This window comes from Herpetosiphon sp. (assembly GCF_003512625.1).
In the GTDB taxonomy this organism is placed as follows: domain Bacteria; phylum Chloroflexota; class Chloroflexia; order Chloroflexales; family Herpetosiphonaceae; genus Herpetosiphon; species Herpetosiphon aurantiacus.
Map to the genome: position 1 here is coordinate 14,638 of NZ_DOPT01000088.1, position 18,287 is coordinate 32,924.

The 18,287-nt window shown below is 49.5% G+C and carries 18 protein-coding genes and 1 pseudogene; 3 read left to right on the forward strand and 16 right to left on the reverse strand.

Annotated features, from left to right (window positions below):
• Nucleotides 1–42: 42 nt before the first annotated feature.
• Nucleotides 43–1,008, reverse strand: coding sequence for a trypsin-like serine peptidase (locus tag DEF47_RS18610; protein WP_012189200.1), 966 nt, complete (start codon nucleotides 1,006–1,008; stop codon nucleotides 43–45).
• 457 nt (nucleotides 1,009–1,465) lie between these two features.
• Between DEF47_RS18610 and DEF47_RS18615 the strand changes: the two genes are divergently transcribed.
• Entirely contained in the window at nucleotides 1,466–2,209 is a 744-nt protein-coding gene (locus tag DEF47_RS18615; RefSeq protein ID WP_012189201.1) for a glycerophosphodiester phosphodiesterase, read from the forward strand.
• Between the two features lie 43 nt (nucleotides 2,210–2,252).
• Here the strand turns inward: DEF47_RS18615 and DEF47_RS18620 are convergent, their stop codons facing one another.
• From DEF47_RS18620 to DEF47_RS18645, 6 genes are all read right to left on the reverse strand, one after another.
• Nucleotides 2,253–3,113, reverse strand: coding sequence for a hypothetical protein (locus DEF47_RS18620; RefSeq protein ID WP_012189202.1), 861 nt, complete (start codon nucleotides 3,111–3,113; stop codon nucleotides 2,253–2,255).
• Nucleotides 3,114–3,286: 173 nt separating this feature from the next.
• Nucleotides 3,287–4,315, reverse strand: a complete 1,029-nt coding sequence (locus DEF47_RS18625) for an SMP-30/gluconolactonase/LRE family protein (RefSeq protein WP_012189203.1) — start codon at nucleotides 4,313–4,315, stop codon at nucleotides 3,287–3,289.
• The gene (locus DEF47_RS18630; protein WP_012189204.1) at nucleotides 4,316–6,067 is read right to left on the reverse strand and encodes a hypothetical protein; all 1,752 of its coding nucleotides are present in this window, start codon (nucleotides 6,065–6,067) and stop codon (nucleotides 4,316–4,318) included.
• Between the two features lie 357 nt (nucleotides 6,068–6,424).
• Complete coding sequence (locus DEF47_RS18635; protein WP_012189205.1) at nucleotides 6,425–6,952, reverse strand: GNAT family N-acetyltransferase; 528 nt, start codon at nucleotides 6,950–6,952, stop codon at nucleotides 6,425–6,427.
• Complete coding sequence (locus DEF47_RS18640) at nucleotides 6,909–7,781, reverse strand: alpha/beta hydrolase (RefSeq protein WP_012189206.1); 873 nt, start codon at nucleotides 7,779–7,781, stop codon at nucleotides 6,909–6,911. Before DEF47_RS18640 ends, DEF47_RS18635 begins: the two co-directional genes overlap by 44 nt.
• 26 nt (nucleotides 7,782–7,807) lie before the next feature.
• A complete protein-coding gene (locus DEF47_RS18645) occupies nucleotides 7,808–8,551 on the reverse strand; it encodes an SDR family NAD(P)-dependent oxidoreductase (protein ID WP_012189207.1) in 744 nt (247 codons plus the stop codon).
• Nucleotides 8,552–8,931: 380 nt separating this feature from the next.
• Here DEF47_RS18645 and DEF47_RS18650 point away from each other — a divergent pair, with 380 nt between their 5' ends.
• A complete protein-coding gene (locus DEF47_RS18650; RefSeq protein WP_012189208.1) occupies nucleotides 8,932–9,816 on the forward strand; it encodes a GNAT family N-acetyltransferase in 885 nt (294 codons plus the stop codon).
• A gap of 59 nt (nucleotides 9,817–9,875) precedes the next feature.
• Here the strand turns inward: DEF47_RS18650 and DEF47_RS18655 are convergent, their stop codons facing one another.
• On the reverse strand, nucleotides 9,876–11,249 hold the full coding sequence (locus tag DEF47_RS18655) for a dipeptidase (RefSeq protein ID WP_012189209.1): 1,374 nt from the start codon (nucleotides 11,247–11,249) through the stop codon (nucleotides 9,876–9,878).
• 132 nt (nucleotides 11,250–11,381) lie between these two features.
• Complete coding sequence (gene rarD / locus DEF47_RS18660) at nucleotides 11,382–12,275, reverse strand: EamA family transporter RarD (RefSeq protein ID WP_012189210.1); 894 nt, start codon at nucleotides 12,273–12,275, stop codon at nucleotides 11,382–11,384.
• A 221-nt stretch (nucleotides 12,276–12,496) separates the two neighbouring features.
• Between rarD and DEF47_RS18665 the strand changes: the two genes are divergently transcribed.
• Nucleotides 12,497–13,369, forward strand: a complete 873-nt coding sequence (locus DEF47_RS18665; RefSeq protein WP_012189211.1) for an STAS domain-containing protein — start codon at nucleotides 12,497–12,499, stop codon at nucleotides 13,367–13,369.
• Between the two features lie 36 nt (nucleotides 13,370–13,405).
• Here the strand turns inward: DEF47_RS18665 and DEF47_RS18670 are convergent, their stop codons facing one another.
• The 7 genes and pseudogenes from DEF47_RS18670 to DEF47_RS18695 all read right to left on the reverse strand — a co-directional run bounded on the left by DEF47_RS18670 (nucleotide 13,406) and on the right by DEF47_RS18695 (nucleotide 18,091).
• On the reverse strand, nucleotides 13,406–14,080 hold the full coding sequence (locus DEF47_RS18670; protein ID WP_012189212.1) for an ABC transporter permease: 675 nt from the start codon (nucleotides 14,078–14,080) through the stop codon (nucleotides 13,406–13,408).
• Nucleotides 14,077–14,973 carry an ABC transporter ATP-binding protein gene (locus DEF47_RS18675; protein WP_012189213.1) on the reverse strand — a complete coding sequence of 299 codons (897 nt, stop codon included), beginning with the start codon at nucleotides 14,971–14,973 and terminating at the stop codon, nucleotides 14,077–14,079. The genes DEF47_RS18670 and DEF47_RS18675 overlap by 4 nt, the downstream gene beginning before the upstream one ends.
• The gene (locus DEF47_RS18680) at nucleotides 14,970–15,368 is read right to left on the reverse strand and encodes a GntR family transcriptional regulator (RefSeq protein ID WP_012189214.1); all 399 of its coding nucleotides are present in this window, start codon (nucleotides 15,366–15,368) and stop codon (nucleotides 14,970–14,972) included. The genes DEF47_RS18675 and DEF47_RS18680 overlap by 4 nt, the downstream gene beginning before the upstream one ends.
• Before the next feature lie 95 nt (nucleotides 15,369–15,463).
• On the reverse strand, nucleotides 15,464–16,366 hold the full coding sequence (locus DEF47_RS18685; protein ID WP_353845099.1) for a hypothetical protein: 903 nt from the start codon (nucleotides 16,364–16,366) through the stop codon (nucleotides 15,464–15,466).
• Between the two features lie 69 nt (nucleotides 16,367–16,435).
• Nucleotides 16,436–16,909: pseudogene (locus DEF47_RS25210) on the reverse strand (cellulose binding domain-containing protein); the annotation flags it as partial.
• 177 nt (nucleotides 16,910–17,086) lie between these two features.
• A complete protein-coding gene (locus DEF47_RS18690; protein ID WP_012189216.1) occupies nucleotides 17,087–17,443 on the reverse strand; it encodes a DoxX family protein in 357 nt (118 codons plus the stop codon).
• Between the two features lie 69 nt (nucleotides 17,444–17,512).
• Complete coding sequence (locus DEF47_RS18695) at nucleotides 17,513–18,091, reverse strand: NADPH-dependent FMN reductase (protein WP_012189217.1); 579 nt, start codon at nucleotides 18,089–18,091, stop codon at nucleotides 17,513–17,515.
• Nucleotides 18,092–18,287 lie beyond the last annotated feature (196 nt).

Here is an 18,287-nt window from a genome sequence, read left to right on the forward strand (position 1 = left end):
TCGATCAGCTGATCGAGAGCGTTGCTTTGCTTGGAGTTTGGTTTATGGGGCAGTATTGATCCAGGTGTTGAAGTTGCTCAAGACGGTTGAGGTGATGCGTGTACCAGAGTTGGTGGTGGTACCGCCATTGGTGTGTACGCCAATCGAACAGTTGGTGCAGCTGCCGCTGCTGTTCCAAATTGGTGAGCCACTTTGGCCGCCATAGGTGTCGTTGGCATACGAGAGTCGTAGGCTGGTGTAGCTGCGCACGGTATCGGCGTGGAACCACATCGTGCCCGAGGTTTTATCGCCTGGGTAGCCAGCAATGTTGGTTACTTGGCCAACTAAGCCGGTGTTGCTTGGGGCACGCAAGCCGAACCAGCCAGTTTGGCTGCCAACACTACAATTAATTTTGAATGCACCATAATCGTAGTTGGGGCTGCCACTGGTTTGCCATTGTGAAACCGTAAAGAGTTTGGTGGCGTTACAGCCGCCGTAAGGGTTCGATGTGCCATTGCGACCTGGGTAGAACTTAACGTTGGTGACCCAAGCGTTGTTGCTCCAGAGACAGTGGCCTGCGGTTGCCACGGTGTTGGCGCTGATCAACCAACCAGTACAAATGTAGTTGCCGCCGCCACTGCTAAAGGTAATTTGGCCGATCCGGCGATAGGGGTCTGAGGTCGTCGCGGTGATTCGCACGCGATTATCAGTACCAATCACTGAATTTAAGCCTTCTTGGCTGCCACTTTGGGTTGCAGGCAAGGCATTGGGATCAACGGCCTCGGCTCGATCATCTTCGGCTAAAACACCAGTTCCTTCGTTACCAGCGATATAGGCCCCAAATTGATCATAAACAATGCCATCAGTAATAACGTCTACAGGCTTCCCATCACTAGCCACGATGGTATGTGGGTCAACCCCAGCTTCGACTTCCTTCTTGGCTAAGGTCACATCGCCTTGGGCCAAGCTCAAGCCTAAAACGCTCAAAACCACCGCGACCCGTGCGTACCGCCGAACAGATAGATGCATTGCTGATCCTCCTAGTTACGTTGGGTTGATGAGAAATTGTTGGAAGTGGTGTGCCGTTTGATGTGTGGATGTGCATAAGTATATATTAAAACTTTTTAATTGCAAGTTAAAGATTTTAATATTGTTATATGGCGATAATAGCCTAGATCTTCTGTGCCTTTGTGGTTGCTATGCTCCCAGGACACAATTCTTAATAATTGATTCGCCACCCTTCCGTCCCTCCGCCGGAGGGAAACGCAAGGGGTTTTCATCCCCTTGCATCCCCTAATATTTGTTTTGGAAATTATCATTGTTTTATCTATACCCCATTGGTTGCTTTATAGACCAATAATAGATTTTCTGCGTTCCCGATCCCCGCCCACCAATAACCGATCCCCAAACGGGTGGCGTAGATTGACAGCCCCGCAGAGGCGTTGCACAATGGCATTAACCAAAAGCTTTTGTGAAGGAGGTCGCTGTGTTACAGCCGTTTGGCGCACGCAAAGGGCCATTTGTAATTGGGCATCGCGGAGCAGCAGGCTATGCTCCTGAAAATACTATGGCGGCTTTTCAACGTGGCTTGGCTTTACGCGCCGATGCCGTGGAATTAGATGTTAATTTGAGCAAAGATGGTGAGTTGATGGTGATCCATGATCCAACGCTCAATCGCACTACCAACGGCTCGGGCTTAGTTTGTCACCACACTGCTGCCGAAATTCAGGCGCTTGATGCTGGCTCATGGTTCGATCCTTCGTTCAGCGATTGCCGCGTGCCAACTTTGCGCGAGGTTTTGCAATGGGCCAAGGATCGCACTAAAGTGGTGATTGAACTAAAAAATGGCCCGATTTTCTACCCCGATATTGAAGTGGCCTTGGTGCGTTTGCTCGATGAATTGAATGTGCGTGATCAAGTCATGGCGATTTCGTTTGATCATGTGGTGTTGGGCCAACTCAAGGCGATCGCTCCCGATGTAGCAACTGGGGTGATTTATGCCTCGCGCGTGCCCGATGCGCCGGCTATGGCTAAATTGGTGAATGCTGATTTGGTGATGCCTTATTGGGCAATGTTGACCCGCGAGGAAGTCGAAGCTTGCCATGCTGCTGATTTGTTTGTTAGCCCATGGGGTGGCCCCGAACAAGATTATCAACATATTTTGAGTTTGGGGGTTGATGCGGTTGGCGCTGATTATCCCGACCGTCCACGCCAATTTATGGCTGATTAAATAGTTGACGGGCTACCAAGCGAATATGGTAGCCCGTCGTTTTTTAGGCGGCGTGGAGTTGTGGCTCAGCTGGTTGGGGCATTAATGCGGCGCTCAGATCACGTCGTAGCGCATCAATATCGCCTAAATCATCATCACATAACATTGTGACCAGATATTCGCCAAGGGTTTCGACAATCAGCGTGCCTTCGTCGGCATGCAGAATTAAGGCACTGGCCCAACCCAATTCACATGCATAGCCCATTTGGCGATAGACATCTAACAAAGCTTTGGATAAGCCACTAATCCGTTGATGGGTGCTTGATTTGGTGAAACTTAGGGCACAAGTTAGGCCTTCGTGAGTTGCCAAGGCGATGCCCCGCAGCCGATATTGCGACACATTGACCAATTGATTGAGCACTTGTTGCAATTGGGCATGGCGTTGAGCAGTCGATGGAGCCAGCTTAATCGCCTGGCCAATCAGCCGATACAAGGTACTAATTTGTTGGAGTTCGCAGCTCGCCACGGTGGCATAGCTTGATGTACCCAAGGCTTCGCGCAAAGCCTCGCTGCTCAAGGCATTTGGAGCATTGCCACGGGTTGCCGCCACAATCAAGGGCTTGCCCAAGCGAAAAGCCTGTTCTTCAAGCTCGTTGACAAAATAGCCGCTATCCACCGAGGGCTGGCAGCCATCGACAAAGGTAATGGTGGCGATGGCTCGTTCCATCAAGCCACTGCCTAATTCCTCGTATAAATCTTTAGGCACCGCCAACAAGCGAATGCTGGTGGTGGTAGTTAATCGATATTCACCAATATGCACAGCACCAGTGGTTGGGCTGAGAGGTTTTACTGTATAGCTGCTGCTGATGGTTTTCAGGCAGTGAATGCTGGCTTCACTATCACCAGTCAAAATAATGGTATGCATGCGATGCCTCCGCCGCAGAATAGGTGCTAGCTGCACGCGAATATTGCTCCACACACTACACTATATTTTGAGCTTTTCTGCATGACTTTAAACGGTACTTTAGGCGGATTCGTTTATGGGATTTTGGGTCTGTCAATCGCGACCTGCGAACTACGGTCGTATAGGCTCCTTGGTTATGGTTCAGCTTGCCAGCTATCAGTTTGTGGGTTGTAACGGTAGCTCAAGGTTGTTTCATTTGGGTTGGTAACCGCAGTTAGGGTGTAATCGAATTGAACGATGCGCACTTGCATGGTGGCATCGCCAAAGCTAATCCGTCGTCCACGCTCATCACCATGATAGCCTTGACCGCTAAAATCGATCTCTTGGCGCGGCTGGCCAGTTGGGTTGCCTTGGTTATCTAAGGCAATTGAGTAGATTTGCGGCTGCCGCGCCAATGCATAATACAAGCGCTTGCCAGTGTTACCGTTATACACTCCAATGCCAAAGCTATCAACGCCATCAATTACGATACTGGCTTTATTCGTGGCTAAATCGACGCGAAAAATCCGCCCAAATTGTTGATCTTTGGTCGAGCCAAGCACCGATGAAACATACAAACTATGGGTGTTGCAATCGTAGTTGAGCGCCAAAATGCCATAGGGATTGGTATTGTTGGCGGGTGCAGCTGTTGGCAAATCGAGCAATTCGCTCAATTCGGCAGTGCGTGGATCGATCCGATAGACTTTGTTGGCTGCTGCTGGGGGATTATACAAAATGCTGACCCACGGCACTGCGCCAACGTAAATCGCCCCATCGCGATCCAAAATTGGTGAACTCAAGTAGCCTGCTTTTGACCAAGAAGGGTGTTGATAGGGTGCTGGTTGGCTGGCCTCTTGACCATCGCTGGTCAGATCGTACATTACCATGCCACGCACGCGCCGCGCTTGAGTATCTAAAACCGCATTGACCCCGAATCCTTGAGCTTGGGCAAAGGGCGGGATTTGCTTGCACGAGGTTACTTCGCCAACTGGAAAATTGCTGGCAGTCGCTGAACTACGATTTACCCACCACAAACCTAAACCTAAAACGCTGAGCACCGCAAGGACGCTGCCAACTGCCAATAACGAGCGGCGATGTTGCGCTTTGGTCGCTTTAGTGCTAGCTATCTGGCTGGCTTTGGCTACGGGTTGAGCAGAGGTTGGGCGTTTTTTGCGACGACTCATTTATTTGCCTCGTACTGGCTGAAAGAGCGGCCCCGACCAACATGGATATTCCTCTGGTATGTACACGCCACGTCGCAACACCGATTCGGCCCAGCAATATTGGCTACCAGGCGTATCATCGTTTTTGAGTTGGGCTACGTACCATAGAACAATATGTTGGTTGCTAATGCTTTCGGGCGGATTATCGATAAATTGTTCTGGGCCTTGGTTGGCATCAGTATTGCAGCATGGACCAATCGTCACCATATCGCTTTCGCCTTCGTCGCGTTCAGGATGATCAAGCGTTGCATACACATAGGCTTGGTCGCCTCGCCCGCCATCATCAAATTGGCCACGACCTGTTGCAATCGTATAACTCTCGCCATTGGCCAAATCGAGGCGATATTCCGCGCCATCAGGGTTGATTTGGCGCGTGTCGGCTCCTTGCAATTGCTCTGTTTGCCACGCTTGCCACTGCGTGCCATTCCAGGCGCTGATCGTGCCAGTTTCGGCCAAACTGATGCGGGTAACAGGTCGATAGGTTCCATCATCGCCGCAACCACGGCCAACACTGGCAATCGCTGGCCGAAAACGCCCATCAAAATAGAAATAAAAGGCCTGTTCATAATAATAATTGCATGGCTCAGGCCAAAGCTCCGACCAAAATTCCTGCACTAGTTGAAAGCCGACCACCTGATCATTCTCGCGAATCTCACCGATCATCGGTGGTTCGACCGCAATCACTGCCGCTTGCGAAAAATAAGGACAACCGACGGCATCGCTATAGCCAAAGCCATCGCGTTCGCTATAGTTAACATGCCAATCGACCAACTTGGCGCTTTTGAATAAGGGCTTGCCTTGATAGCTCACATCGGAAATTCGCAGGCCATCGGATGAAGTCAGCATATAATCAAAGGCCCAACCATCGCGCTCTAGGCGGGTGGTGTGGTCGCAATATTTCAGTACGGCCTCGTTTTGCATGCCCTTTTCGGTGACGGCAGGGCCAGTTGCTCCAACATTTGTCCAGCGCACCCCAACCAAGCGGGTATCGGTCAAATCGACAATTGCCCAGAGTGCCCGTTCGCCTGCAACAAAGGTTGGCGCAACACACAAATGGATTGAACGTTCGCAGCGGGTCGCATTCAAGGCAGTTTTGGTATTGGCCATCACCGCTTGATCCGAGGTTGGTTTGTAGCCGAGAGCTTGCTCGACTTCAGCCGCATTGCTGGCAATTTCGCGGGCAACTGCGGTTAGGTATTCGGGAATATCGGGCTGGCTGTTGGCGAGGCGTTCGACCACAATCACTTTTTGATTGGAAACATCAACGGTGATGGCAAGGGTCAAATTCAAGGCGAAATTATAGACCTCGACGCGATAGCAACTGACTTGCAAGCAGGCAGCGGTTGCTTCAATAATATCGCTTTCGCGGACTGGCACAACCCCAAATACCTCGTTCCGAAAGGGCGTGCCAGTTTGATCAACGAATTGACTTTGTAATTTCGGCTCGTTGAGCGCGACAATCTGCGCCATGGCTTGTTGTGAATCGAGACTGCCCAAGGTCAAGACTGGTGGCGTTGCGGTTAAAGCCTGGTTGATTACTTGTTGATAGGCGGTCAATAAAGGATAATTTTGGGCTTCAGGCGTAATTTCGGCGGCAAGAATTGCTGGAGTTTCAGCAGCAACGCTGGTGGTGGTTGGATGCTGGGCTGGGGTTGTGCCACAAGCGCTGAGCATCATTAATAACAACAATCGATAGAGAACGCTCCGTTGCATAGAAACTCCTTCACATCCACCGAGATTAACTGAACATAATGATTTGATTGAGCGAAATAAGCGGCAATAATGAAGCAAGAGCGTGAATGCATTATAAAAGATCTTGGCAGTTTTGCTGAGCGAAATTATGAGTTTAGGAAAAGCTATACGATCACCAAATCATCGATTTTCATGCCCTCACCCCCTGACCCCCTCGCCCACCCGCGAGGCGAGGGAGAACCGTCCATGATGATGATTGGAACGCCCCTCGCCCTTCACCGTGGGAGCGGGGTTGGGGGTGAGGGGGCGTAAAACCTACCCTTGTAAGCTGACCCCCTCGCCCTTCACCGTGGGAGCGGGGTCGGGGGTGAGGGAGCATTAAACGTTGGGTGCCAACTCGCGATAGAAAAAGATTGTGGCATGAGTTGTGCCGTCGGCGCTTTGGGCAAAATTGGGAATTGCTCCCGCCGCTTGATAGCCCAATTTGCGATAAAGCGGCTCGGCTTTATCGCCTTGACGGGTATCGAGCACTAAAAGCCAGCGGCCTTGGGCTTGGGCATGTATTTCAAGAGCATTCATTAATTGTTGGGCAATGCCACGGCGTTGAAATTGTGAATGCACCAATAATTTTTGCACTTCGGCACGATGGCTGGCGTTAGCTTTACTAGGCAAATCAAGCTGGACGCTACCGACGATCTGATCATCCTGCAATGCTACCAATAATATTCGTTGCTCTGTTTGTAGATCGCCGATGATCGCTTGCCAATAGGCGGTTACTTCAGCTTGGCTCAGCGGTGGCAGAAAGCCGATCGATGCGCCTTGTCCAACGCTATCAATTAATAAATGGCACAATTGGTCGATTTTAGCTTGCGCTTGATTGAAATTGTAGGCTTGAATGCTGATCATGCTGGGTTCCTGTAACGACAGATTGTAACCAATTATGAATCAATTCGGCGGTTTCGCGATACGATGCCTCGAACATCAAATCGTGATTGGCCTTGGGAATGACCCAATATTCGGCATTGTAATGGGCAGCTGAAGGTCGCGAATATTGTTCGGGAATGCAACGATCCTGCTCGGCGGCCAGCCATAACAACGGTGTTTTGACCTGTTTGGCTGGTCGCCACAAGGGCCAACGATATTGTAACAACACCAATGCCGATTCAGGCGCAAGCTGGCTATGCAACTGTTTGGGTTTAATGGTCGCATCTTCGCTAAGAAACCAAAAGGCTGCGCGTTTGGGCGTGCGAACCGTGGGCGTTGCCGAGAGCGAAAGCCAGCACAAAAGCGTGCCCCAAGGGTCAAGTTTCTGGGCATTGGCAAAAACTGGGCGCATGCTATGGCTCAACCAAGGTGCCACCAAAACCATTGCGGGCAAATCATCGCCGCCTTTGGCAAGATGCCACTGGCCTAAAGCGCCACCCATACTATGGCCCATGTAGATTGGCTTGATTGGCAAACGCTCGATTTCGGCTTTGAGTGTGCGGTAATAATAGCCCAGTGTATTCCAGCGATTGGCACGTTGGGCCGGCGATTGACCATGGCCTGGCTGACTGAAGGCGATGCTTTGCCAACCCCATTCGGCCAGCAATGCTTGCCATGGTTGCCAACACCATGCTCCATGCCACATGCCATGGCCCATTAAAATTGGAGTTTGGAAACGTTGTTCTTGAGGCGTATAGATAATCCGTTCGATGCCATTATCCAGCTGATGTTCAATTGTATAGGCAGTCACACAGGCCTCTTTCTTCGCAAATTAAGCTACATGCTGGTAATCCCACCATCAATAATATACTCAGCTCCAGTGATAAAACTAGCTGCTGGCGAGGCCAAAAAGACGATTAATTCGGCGATTTCGTGGGGCGTGCCCATACGCTTGAGCGGAATCGAGCGAATCAGCCGTTCTTGAACGCTTGGCTCGAATGTATCTAAAATAGCGGTTTCCGTCCAGCCTGGGCAAACTGCATTGATCCGAATGCCAGCAGAGGCCAGTTCAATTGCGCCAGTTTTGCTCATTTGAATGACTCCAGCTTTGGCCACGCCATATGGCCCAAGGTTGGGAGAGCCAGCCACTCCCGCAATCGAGGCAACATTGACAATCGCGCCGCCTTTGCCACCTGCCAGCATGGCTTGGCTAGCATATTTTTGACCCCAAAATACGCCAGTTAAGTCGATGTCTAACACCCGTTGCCAATTGTGATTCTCGGTTAAGTGCAAAGGTGCAGGCTTGCCGCCAATTCCAGCATTATTAATCATAATATCCAAGCCGCCCTGGTCGAGAGCGAACTGCACTAAGGCTTGGATATCGGCTTCGTGGCTAACATCGCAATGGCGAAAATAGGCTTGGCCTGCGTTGCCGCGAATCTGCTCAACCGTTGCTAAGCCAGTTTGCTCATTAATATCGCCGATAACCACTATTGCGCCTTGTTTGGCTAAGAGTTGCGCCGTCGCCGCCCCAATTCCAATCGCTCCGCCTGTCACAATTGCGACTTTCCCGTTAAGCATCCTGTCCTCCTTGACATGCTAGGTGTAGCGCTATTATCAAAAATCAGCAGGCAAAAGTCAAAGGGATGAACATAGAACATAGATGGAATGGTTCATTGGGTTAATAACCAATTGTCACCCTCCCTCACTCCCGCTCCCAAACGACGTGTAGGCAGAAAATCGGCAACGTGCAAAGGTTTAAGGAGTTTGGACTTTGCCGCTGCTGATATATAGCGTTGACACCCCTATCGCTGTTGCTGTAGAATTAGTATGCGAATAGTTGTTCGCCTCAATTGAATTCCGACCACCATTTTGGGGACGGCCATCGAGTAGACCTGCCAGGTCTATTGATGCCGTCCCTTTTGTTGTTGGTAGGGATTGCTCGTGAAAGGAAGTACCTTATGGAGGTTGTGTTACAACCATTGACCTTGACCATGGCTCAAGCGTTTAACTCGCATGCTTTTCAGGAAGATCCATCTATTTTGACTATGGCCTATGCACGCGCCGCGATTATTCCGAATACCCAAGTTCGCGCCATCGTCGATCATAAAACTGGCAATCTTGTTGGCCTTCTCGTTTCAGGTTGCTCGATTGATGATGGACGCTGGTGGTTGTATGATCTCGTGATTGATGATCGCTATATTCGACGTGGCTATGGGCGGGCCGCAATTGCTGCATTGGTAGCAGAACTTGAACTGTATCCATCAGTGGACTATCTCTATGTAACCTCTCGATCAAATCTTGTTGCCCAAGCGTTTTTCGTTGCGCTTGGATGGTCGCCGATCCCGACCGATACAGTCGAGGAGTTAACGTTTCGATTATCAATTCCATCACGGCTTTATCCTGATAGCCTAATTCGACTTCAGCCGATTACACTTGCCAATGCTCGTGCTTGTTTGGCATTAACCGTTGCTCCTCATCAAACACGATTTGTTGCCAGTACCGCAACCTCGCTTGTCCAAGCTAAGTTCGAGCCTCACTGGATAACCCAAGGCATCTATGCTGATGATATGCTGGTCGGCTTTGTGATGTATGGTTATGATCCAGACTATGGTTGGGGGATTTTGCGGCTTTTGGTTGATATGCGATTTCAAGGGCGTGGCTATGGGCGGCAGGCGATTGAGCTGGTGATACAGGCGATTCGGGCGGCTGGCGGTAAGTCGGTTGGGGTTAGCTATGAAGCCGAGAATGAGGTTGCACGGCGTTTGTATCAGGCATGTGGTTTTGTTGAAACAACCGAACAGCCTTTTGGTGAGCCGTTTGCCGTTTTAACCTTCCAAGACTAATTGGTTATTGCTAGCGGTCGTGGCGCAGAGGGAATCCAATCCCTCTGCGCTTGTTTCGTTTATTGCTGACCCATACGAGTGTAAAAATGGATGGCGGTGGCGACTCCACGGAAGAAGGCATCAACCAGCAGATATTCGTTGGGCGCATGACCATTATCGCCGGTGCCAAAGCCGAGTGTTGCTAAATCAATGCCCAACTCGCGCTGAAACATGCCCATAATTGGCACTGAGCCACCTTGGCGATAGAGCATGGCTGGCTTGCCCCACGTTGCTTCAAATGCCGCTTGCAATGCATCAATCACTGGGCCATCGTAGAGCAAATTAACCGGGTAACTGGTTTGACCTTTGGTAACGTGAACCTCAGCGGTGGAGCTGGTGAAGCCTTGGACAAACTGGCAGAATGATTCGAGCACAGCCTGAGGATCTTGGTTGGCAACCAAGCGCATCGTAACCTTAAAGCCAGCCTCAGCCGGAATGATTGTTTTGGTGCCTGCGCCTTGGTAGCCACCCCAAATGCCGTTTACATCGCAGGTTGGCAAGGCCGTGGTGCGGGCGACCAATGAACCAAGCTCGTTGGCCCAAAAGCTCTCGCGACCACTTTCATTTTTCAACATGGCGAAAAAATCTTGTTCTTGCGCATCCATCAGGGCTTGCTCTGTAGCCGAAGGCGTTTGAACATCAGCATAAAAACCAGGAATTTGGATACGTCCGGTTTCGTCGTGTAGCGCGGCGATAATGTTGCCAACCACATGGATTGGGTTTTGGACTGCCCCGCCAACTAAGCCCGAATGCAGATCATGGCTTGGCCCAGTCACTTTGACTTCGGCCCCAATAATGCCACGGGCGGTATAGAACATCAACGGTTGATCGGGCAGCGAGCCACCATCACAAATCAACATCAAATCGGCGGCGAGCAAAGCTTGATACTCGCGCACAAATGGCTCCATTGATGGTGAGCCGGTTTCCTCTTCGCCCTCAAAGATGACTTTAATGTTGACGGGGAGTGTGCCAGTGGTCGCAAGCAGCGCTTCAAAGGCGATCAAATTGGCGAATGCTCCACATTTATCGTCGATCGAGCCACGCGCATACAATTTGCCATCGCGCAGCACTGGCTCGAATGGCGGGTTTTTCCACAATTCTAGCGGCTCGACTGGTTGAACATCATAATGGGCATAGACCAAAATAGTTGGAGCCGCCGACCCAGCCTTGAGCCATTCGCCATATACCACAGGATGCCCGCTGGTCGCAATCGCTTGGCAATTAGCAAACCCAATTCGTTGTAGGTCGCCAACCAGCCAATCGGCGCAGCGTTGCACATCGGCAGCATAGGCGGGGTCGGTACTCACTGAAGGAATTCGCAGCAATTCACTAAATCGTGCTAATAGATCGTCGTGGCGATCGTTGACCCATGCTAAGGCAGCATCAACCGTCATCTGATAGACCTCACACTGAGGAACACAACCATGTATGTTCCAAATCGATCCCGTGATTCAGTATAGGCTATGCCTAGGGTTTGAACAAATAATAATAATCAGGGCTACGCGATCAGTGGTATTCCCAACCAATTAACTGCTCTGAGCTGCTGGCTTCGCAATTTGACCACGATTGAGATAGCTTTCGAAGCTGTACAATGCTAAGGCAATCCAAATAATTGCAAAACCAATCAATTTTGTGCCTGAGATTGGCTCATGGTAGAGCAACACACCAAGGCTGAATTGCATGGTTGGATTGATATATTGCAATAAACCCAAGGTCGTCATGGGGATTTGGCGTGCACCAGCGGCAAACATCAACAATGGAATCGCTGTCACAATGCCTGCGCCGGCCAAAATCAAGCTGACCGTCCACGATTGATGGCCAAAAGCGGCTTTGCCTTGGGTTTCGAGCCAGAGCAAATAGCCCGCCGCTGGCCCGAAAAAGACGACTGTTTCCAACGCGAGACCTTGCAGCGAATCCAACGCGGCAGTTTTGCGAATTAGGCCATAAAATCCAAAGGTAAACGCCAAGGCTAGGGCGATCCATGGCAACACACCCAATGCCACGGTAAGATAGACCACGCCGATGGTGGCCAAACCAATCGCCATAGCCTGCCAGCGTCGCACGCGTTCGCCCAAAAACAACATGCCCAGCGCGACGTTGACCAAAGGGTTGATAAAATAGCCAAGGCTACTTTCGACCACATGGTTGGCATTGACCGCCCAGATGTAGACATACCAGTTGATGCCGAGCAAAAAAGCGCTGGTCGCATAGATTAACACTGTGCGACGATTGCGCAACACCTGCAAAAATTGGCCCATTTGGCCGCGAAGAACTACCAACAGACCCACAAACACCAACGACCATGCCATGCGATGCGCCAAAATTTCCAACGCTGGAATGCCGTTCAACAACTTCCAGTAGAGCGGGAAAAATCCCCAACATGCATAAGCCCCGGCAGCGTAGAGAATTCCCCGTTTCATGCCAACACTCCCATTTGAAGCCTACTGTGGTTGATGGTTCAGCCAGAGTATAATTGCTTATTGCTGCATTATCGCTGATTTTTGGCAAAATCATGCTATGCTTAAGGCCTAGCTTGACATACAATACCCTGTATATCTGAATGATTTCGCTGTTGGCTGACCTTTACTCGCTGCATCGTCGTGATCGTTGAACTCCTTTGTATCAACCTTGGAGCGTTGACATGAGCAATTCAGCATCAGATTCCGCCGCACTCCAGGCCCAAATTGCCGAATTACAGGCCCAATTAGCCCACGCCCAACGCCAAGCCGAGTTATTTGAAAATCTGGTCAAACGCTTGCCAATTGGCATCGATTTGTTACAACGCGAAGATCCCAATGATCCGACCTCGCTGCGCTTAATTTTTACCAATGGTTTGATGCCCAATGCACCGATTGATATGCGCCTCCACGTGGGCAAGTTGATTAAAGATATTTTCCCCGATGTGCCACCCATGGTTTTTGATCGCTATCAGCATGCGCTGGATTCAGGTGAGATGGTGCATTTGAATGAATTAACCGTCAAAGTGCCAGATATTGGGGTTCGAATTGCCCAGCTTTCAGCGATTCCGCTTACCAACGATATTTTGTGTATCAAAGTTGCCGATATTACCGAGCAAAAGCAGGTGCTCGAAGCCCAACGCCATATGATGGAGCAACAGGCGATTATTAATAGCCAACAGGAAGCATTGGCTGATATTTCAACTCCATTAATTCCAATTACCGATAGTGTGGTGATTATGCCGCTGATTGGGGCGGTCGATACGCGGCGGGCACAGCAGATGATGGAAACTTTGCTGCATGGCATTAGTCACATGACCGCGCGTTTTGCCATTTTGGATATTACTGGGGTGCCGATTGTGGATACTCAGGTGGCCCATGTGCTGATTCAAGCGGCGCAATCGGTGCGTTTGCTTGGCGGTCAGGTTATTTTAACTGGCATTCGCCCAGAAGTTGCCCAAACCTTGGTTGGCTTGGGCGTGAATCTCAACGATTTGATTGTACGCGGCAATTTGCAAAGTGGTGTAGCCTATGCCACGCTTGAGCGCTATCATTAATCATGGTTGCGCTAGCCACGTAGCTAGCGCTGTTTGCTAAATAAAGTTGGTTTTGCGTTGTTGGACGACAAGTGTGATGCCCAATAAACCTACGATAATCACTAGTTGGATTGCCAAAATGCTCAGTTCGGTGCTATTCCAGGCTAGGCTGTTGCTATCACGATGTTGGGCAATCGCTGGAATTTGCAGAATACCCCATAAAAACCCTTGAAACCCCAAATTTGCGAGAGCCATGGCTCCAATTGCCCCATGCTGCGAGCCTGTCACCAGTCCCATCATCATAATTAAACAATAGCTTAGCAAAATTTCGATCAATGCCAATGTTGTTATTGCAGCCAAGCCATTGGGCAGGCTATCACGGCTGAGAATAATTAGCCAACTGCCAACCAAGGCCAGCAACCAAGGCAGCAAAAACATCGATAGATTGGCCAAAATTTTGGCCAAGGCATATTGACGTCCAGAAACTGGCAAACTCATAATAAACGCCAAGGTTTTTTGGGTGTGTTCGCTAATCACGTTGCTGGTTGTGAGATGAATGCCCAAAATCATTAATACCGTCAGAATCAGAATTACCCCAATTCCAAATACAAAACTATTATCATCAGCAAGGAGCATTGCTAGCGCAACTAGCATGGCACCGAGGTAAATTGACATCATCGTGCGATTAATTTGCCAATCTTTGCGCACTAAATGGTTAATCATCGAATTCATAGATTTTTTCCTTCGCGCCGCGCTTGAATCGAGGCAACAAAAATTTCTTCGAGGGTTAATAATTCGACTGCCTGAATTTCTAGGCCTGCTTGTTGATAGGTTTGCTGCAATTCAGGGCTATACCGATTGGTAATAATTGTTTGGAGTTGGCCATGGCCTTGGTGTTGCAGGACATATGGCAATTGGGCAACCGTTTGATCTGGCGCAACGCGCACACGCAAGCGCCGCCAAGCATCAAGCAAATCTTCTTTTGAACGTGCTTCGATAATTGAACCTTGATCAATAAACACAACTTGATCGGAAATTTGCTCAACATCAAGCGTGTTGTGCGATGAAAATAAAATTGTGCGATCTTCATCGGCTAACACTTCGATCAATGCGGTGAGCACTTCTTGGCGTGCCACCGGATCAAGCCCAGTCGTCGGTTCATCGAGAATCAGCAATTTGGGTCGGCGTGCTAAGGCCAACAGTAAGCTCGCTTTGACGCGCTGACCATGCGATAGGCCTTTAATCTTCTGTTCAGCACGCAGGTCGAAACGTTTGAGCAATTGCTCAGCATAGGCTTGATCCCAATTTGGGTAAATCGACTGGATAAATTGCATATGCCAAGCCAAACTAGCCTTGGGATACAAGCGCATATCCTCGGAAACATAGCCAATCTCGCGTTTGGCCAGCACTTGTTGCTCCGGCATGGCTTGACCCAAAACCTGCACCGAACCATGATCTTGATGCACAAGGCCTAATAAAATGCGAATCGTGGTTGATTTGCCTGCACCGTTGACTCCAATAAATCCGGTGATACTGCCAGTTGGTAGGCTCAACGAAATATCGTTTAAGCTGAAATATTTATAGCGTTTACCAACCTTGTGTAGCTCGACGGCATGCGTATTCATAAAAGCTCCTGTTGTTGTTGAGCAGCCGCAGCTTGTAAGCGATGGATTAATTGTTCGTTGGATAAGCCTAATAATGCTGCTAAACGAGCTACTTGCTCAAGATACGAATCCAATTCATCCTCCCATAATTGGCGACTAAGCTGGGTATTAGTGGCAACAAACGAGCCTTTGCCATGCTGAGTCACAATAATTCCCTCATGTTCTAGCTCGAAATATGCTCGCTTGACCGTAATGACGCTAATTCGTAGATCAATTGCTAGCTGACGAATTGAGGGAATTTCACTGCCTGCTGGCCAGTCGCCAATCGCGATCCGCTGTTTGATCTGCTCGATAATTTGTAGATACATCGGGCGGCCATCAGTGCGTGAAATACTTAAATCACTGTGTATGTTCATATATACAGTATATACAGCATATACTCAGTTTGTCAAGCGCTAAAAAAGGAACGACCAGCGCGAGGCTGGCCGTTGGCGTGAGGTGTGCAGCGAATTTAGTAGCCGTAGCGGCTCTTGAGATGTCGCCAGAAGTCGCGCAACATCCATTTATCAAACTCAGTAATTTGGCTAGCGCTGCCAGCATTCATAATAAAGCTGTTGATGCCAGTCGGTGTCCAATCGTAAAAATCGTCAAGCCCAAAGGTATGGCCAACTTCATGCAGAAAGATGTGAATATTCTCGCTGTTGAGGTTGTTGACGAAATATTCGCTGCCAACCCGCTGACCCCAATCGCCCCCAGCGCCGCCAGCCATACCCTTGGTCAGCCACAACGACATATCGTAGTGGTGATCGAAGCCGCCAGGACAATCGGAATAATCGCCATCTTGGTTGAAGAAACGGCCACATGGCGGAGCACATTGCGGTGCATTTTCAGCGATATTATTGACATAAATATCAACTGAGTTATCGCTCCATTGCAGGGTGCTGCGATCGCGCACGGCCCAGCCAACCACTTTGATATTGACATTGGTGTAAGGCCAGCCGTTGGTGCCTTGACCATTATCAAGCATCGCATCCATCCATTTTTTGAATTGTCGCGCCAGCGAGGCATGAATTTGGTCGCGCAAGGCGGCGGAAACTGGAGCATCCGAATCCCAGCGTACACAATAATTAATCGAGCCATTGCCTGCAATCACTTGATCCCAGCCGTAATTGCGAAAACCATACAAATTGCCATAGGTCGATTCGACATGCTGCCAAACTTCATTCAGTGGTGTTACCAAATTGCTTGGCGGATTCCAGCCCGTTGGCGTAACGGTTGGCGTGCGAGTTGCAGTCGGTGCAGGTGTGCGAGTTGCGGTTGGCGCAGGCGTGCGGGTTGCGGTTGGCACAACTGTTGTGGCTGAAGGCGCAGGCGTGCGGGTTGCTGTGGGAATTGCGGTTGCAGTGCTCGGCATTGGTGTGCGGGTGGCAGTTGGCACAACGCCGGTCGCGGTTGGTGTAATGCCGCCATTGCAGGCGATACCATTCACCTGAAAATGGCTAGGAATTGGATTGCTGCCTGTCCAGCTAGCAATAAAGCCCAAACTTACGCTGGAGTTGCTGGCAATTGTGCCATTCCAAGCCATATTGCTAACACTGACGGCATTGTTTGTTTGGCTATAATTGCCACCCCATAATTGTGAAATAGCTTGATTATTGAAACTCCAAGTTAATGTCCAATTGTTGATTGGGCTTGTGCCAGTGTTACGAATCGCGATATCGCCCTGAAAACCACCTTGCCACTGCCCAACAATGCTATAGCTAATCGAACAAGCACTGCTCGTTTGCGCTTGGGCTGGTTTTTGGCTCTGTGTCCAAACCAATCCAAGCATCAGCATAATCATTAATAAACGCCATCCCCGTTTTGGATTCACCATCATTGGTACTCCTAACCACAGCTGAACAATTCCAAGGATGATTTGGAATCGATCCCAAGCAAGAACAAAACAATCGGTCATCGATTCAACCTTGGTTAGGCCATCGTAGCATGGGATGTTTATTAAAATCTACTTAATTTCTTTAGAGTTATTAATGAATGTTAATAGTTATAGTGAAGTCGAATCTGGCGATGATCGATTAAATTAAAAAGGCTGACTTGTGCCTTAGCAACAAGCCAACCGTGGTTTCAATTGAGGTTAAAAGCGTTCGTAGGCCACGAAAAGCGCCAAACTGAGTAAAACGATATTGATACCAACCATGGGGTATTCTTTGAGCCGAGCATGAACTAAGCCAGCCACAAACATCGTAAGTGCCAGCCCAAGTGCGGCCAAGGGAGTTAAAATCGGAGCAATTCCGGTGAGCCATGGCAAAATTAAGCCGAGTGCCCCCAAAACTTCGACCCCACCGATCAACTTGATCGTGTTTGGCGTGAAATCTTTGGCCCAAGCCAGCTGAGCCGCAATTTTATCCTTGGGTTGAATCAGTTTGAACGCTCCGGCTCCGCCAAATACCAACGCGAGCAAGCCTTGAATAATCCAAAGAACGATGTTCATGGCAACTCCTATTGCTAACCGTGCATGGCACATATGCTAGCAAAATTAACGGAATTTTACCAGTGCTGATTATGCTTGTTCGCGGGCAGTTTTGAGCGCTTTTGCCCACCAACTGAGTTCATCGAATAAGGTATTAAGGGTTGGCAAGAGGTGTGGTAGATCGTTCAATGCGACACCTTGTTGCCAAATCCCAATAAAATCGGTTCCGCCGATATGGACTGCGGTGCGGGTCGGAGCCATTTGCAACTCAACTGCAATGCCACGTAGATGCTCGACAGCGCGAGCGCCGCCAACTCCACCGTAGCCAACTGCTGCGGCAGGCTTTTTGTTCCATTCAGGCGAGGCATAGTCAAGCGCGTTTTTCAGTGCAGCGGTGATACTGTGATTATATTCGGCGGTAATGAAAATATAGCCATCAAAACTACCAACGGTTTTTTGCCATTGTTGGGCCGTTTCGTTGGTTGAAGGAACCCACGCATTGGAGGCAACTTCATCGAAAAATGGCAAATTTACTTCGCGCAAATCAACCAGCTCAAAGGCTAAATCGGTGCGGGTAGCGGCATGCTCTAGCACCCATTGGGCAACTTTTTCGCCTAAACGTGCTTGACGGGTGCTGCTGATGATGATCGCGATCCGTGGTGTGGTCATTGAACACTCCTTCTGGTTAACCTAACTAGCTGAACTGTTGCTATCGCGATTATTGTGGCTTGCTTGGGGCTAGGGGCCGTGCTACCATCCTTGCATATAGCCATCAATAATTTAGACAACATGTGTATGATAGTAGGCTAAAAAACCTGCGTCAACCAACAATAAGCTACAAGTGTTGTTTAGTTGCAAAATTAGG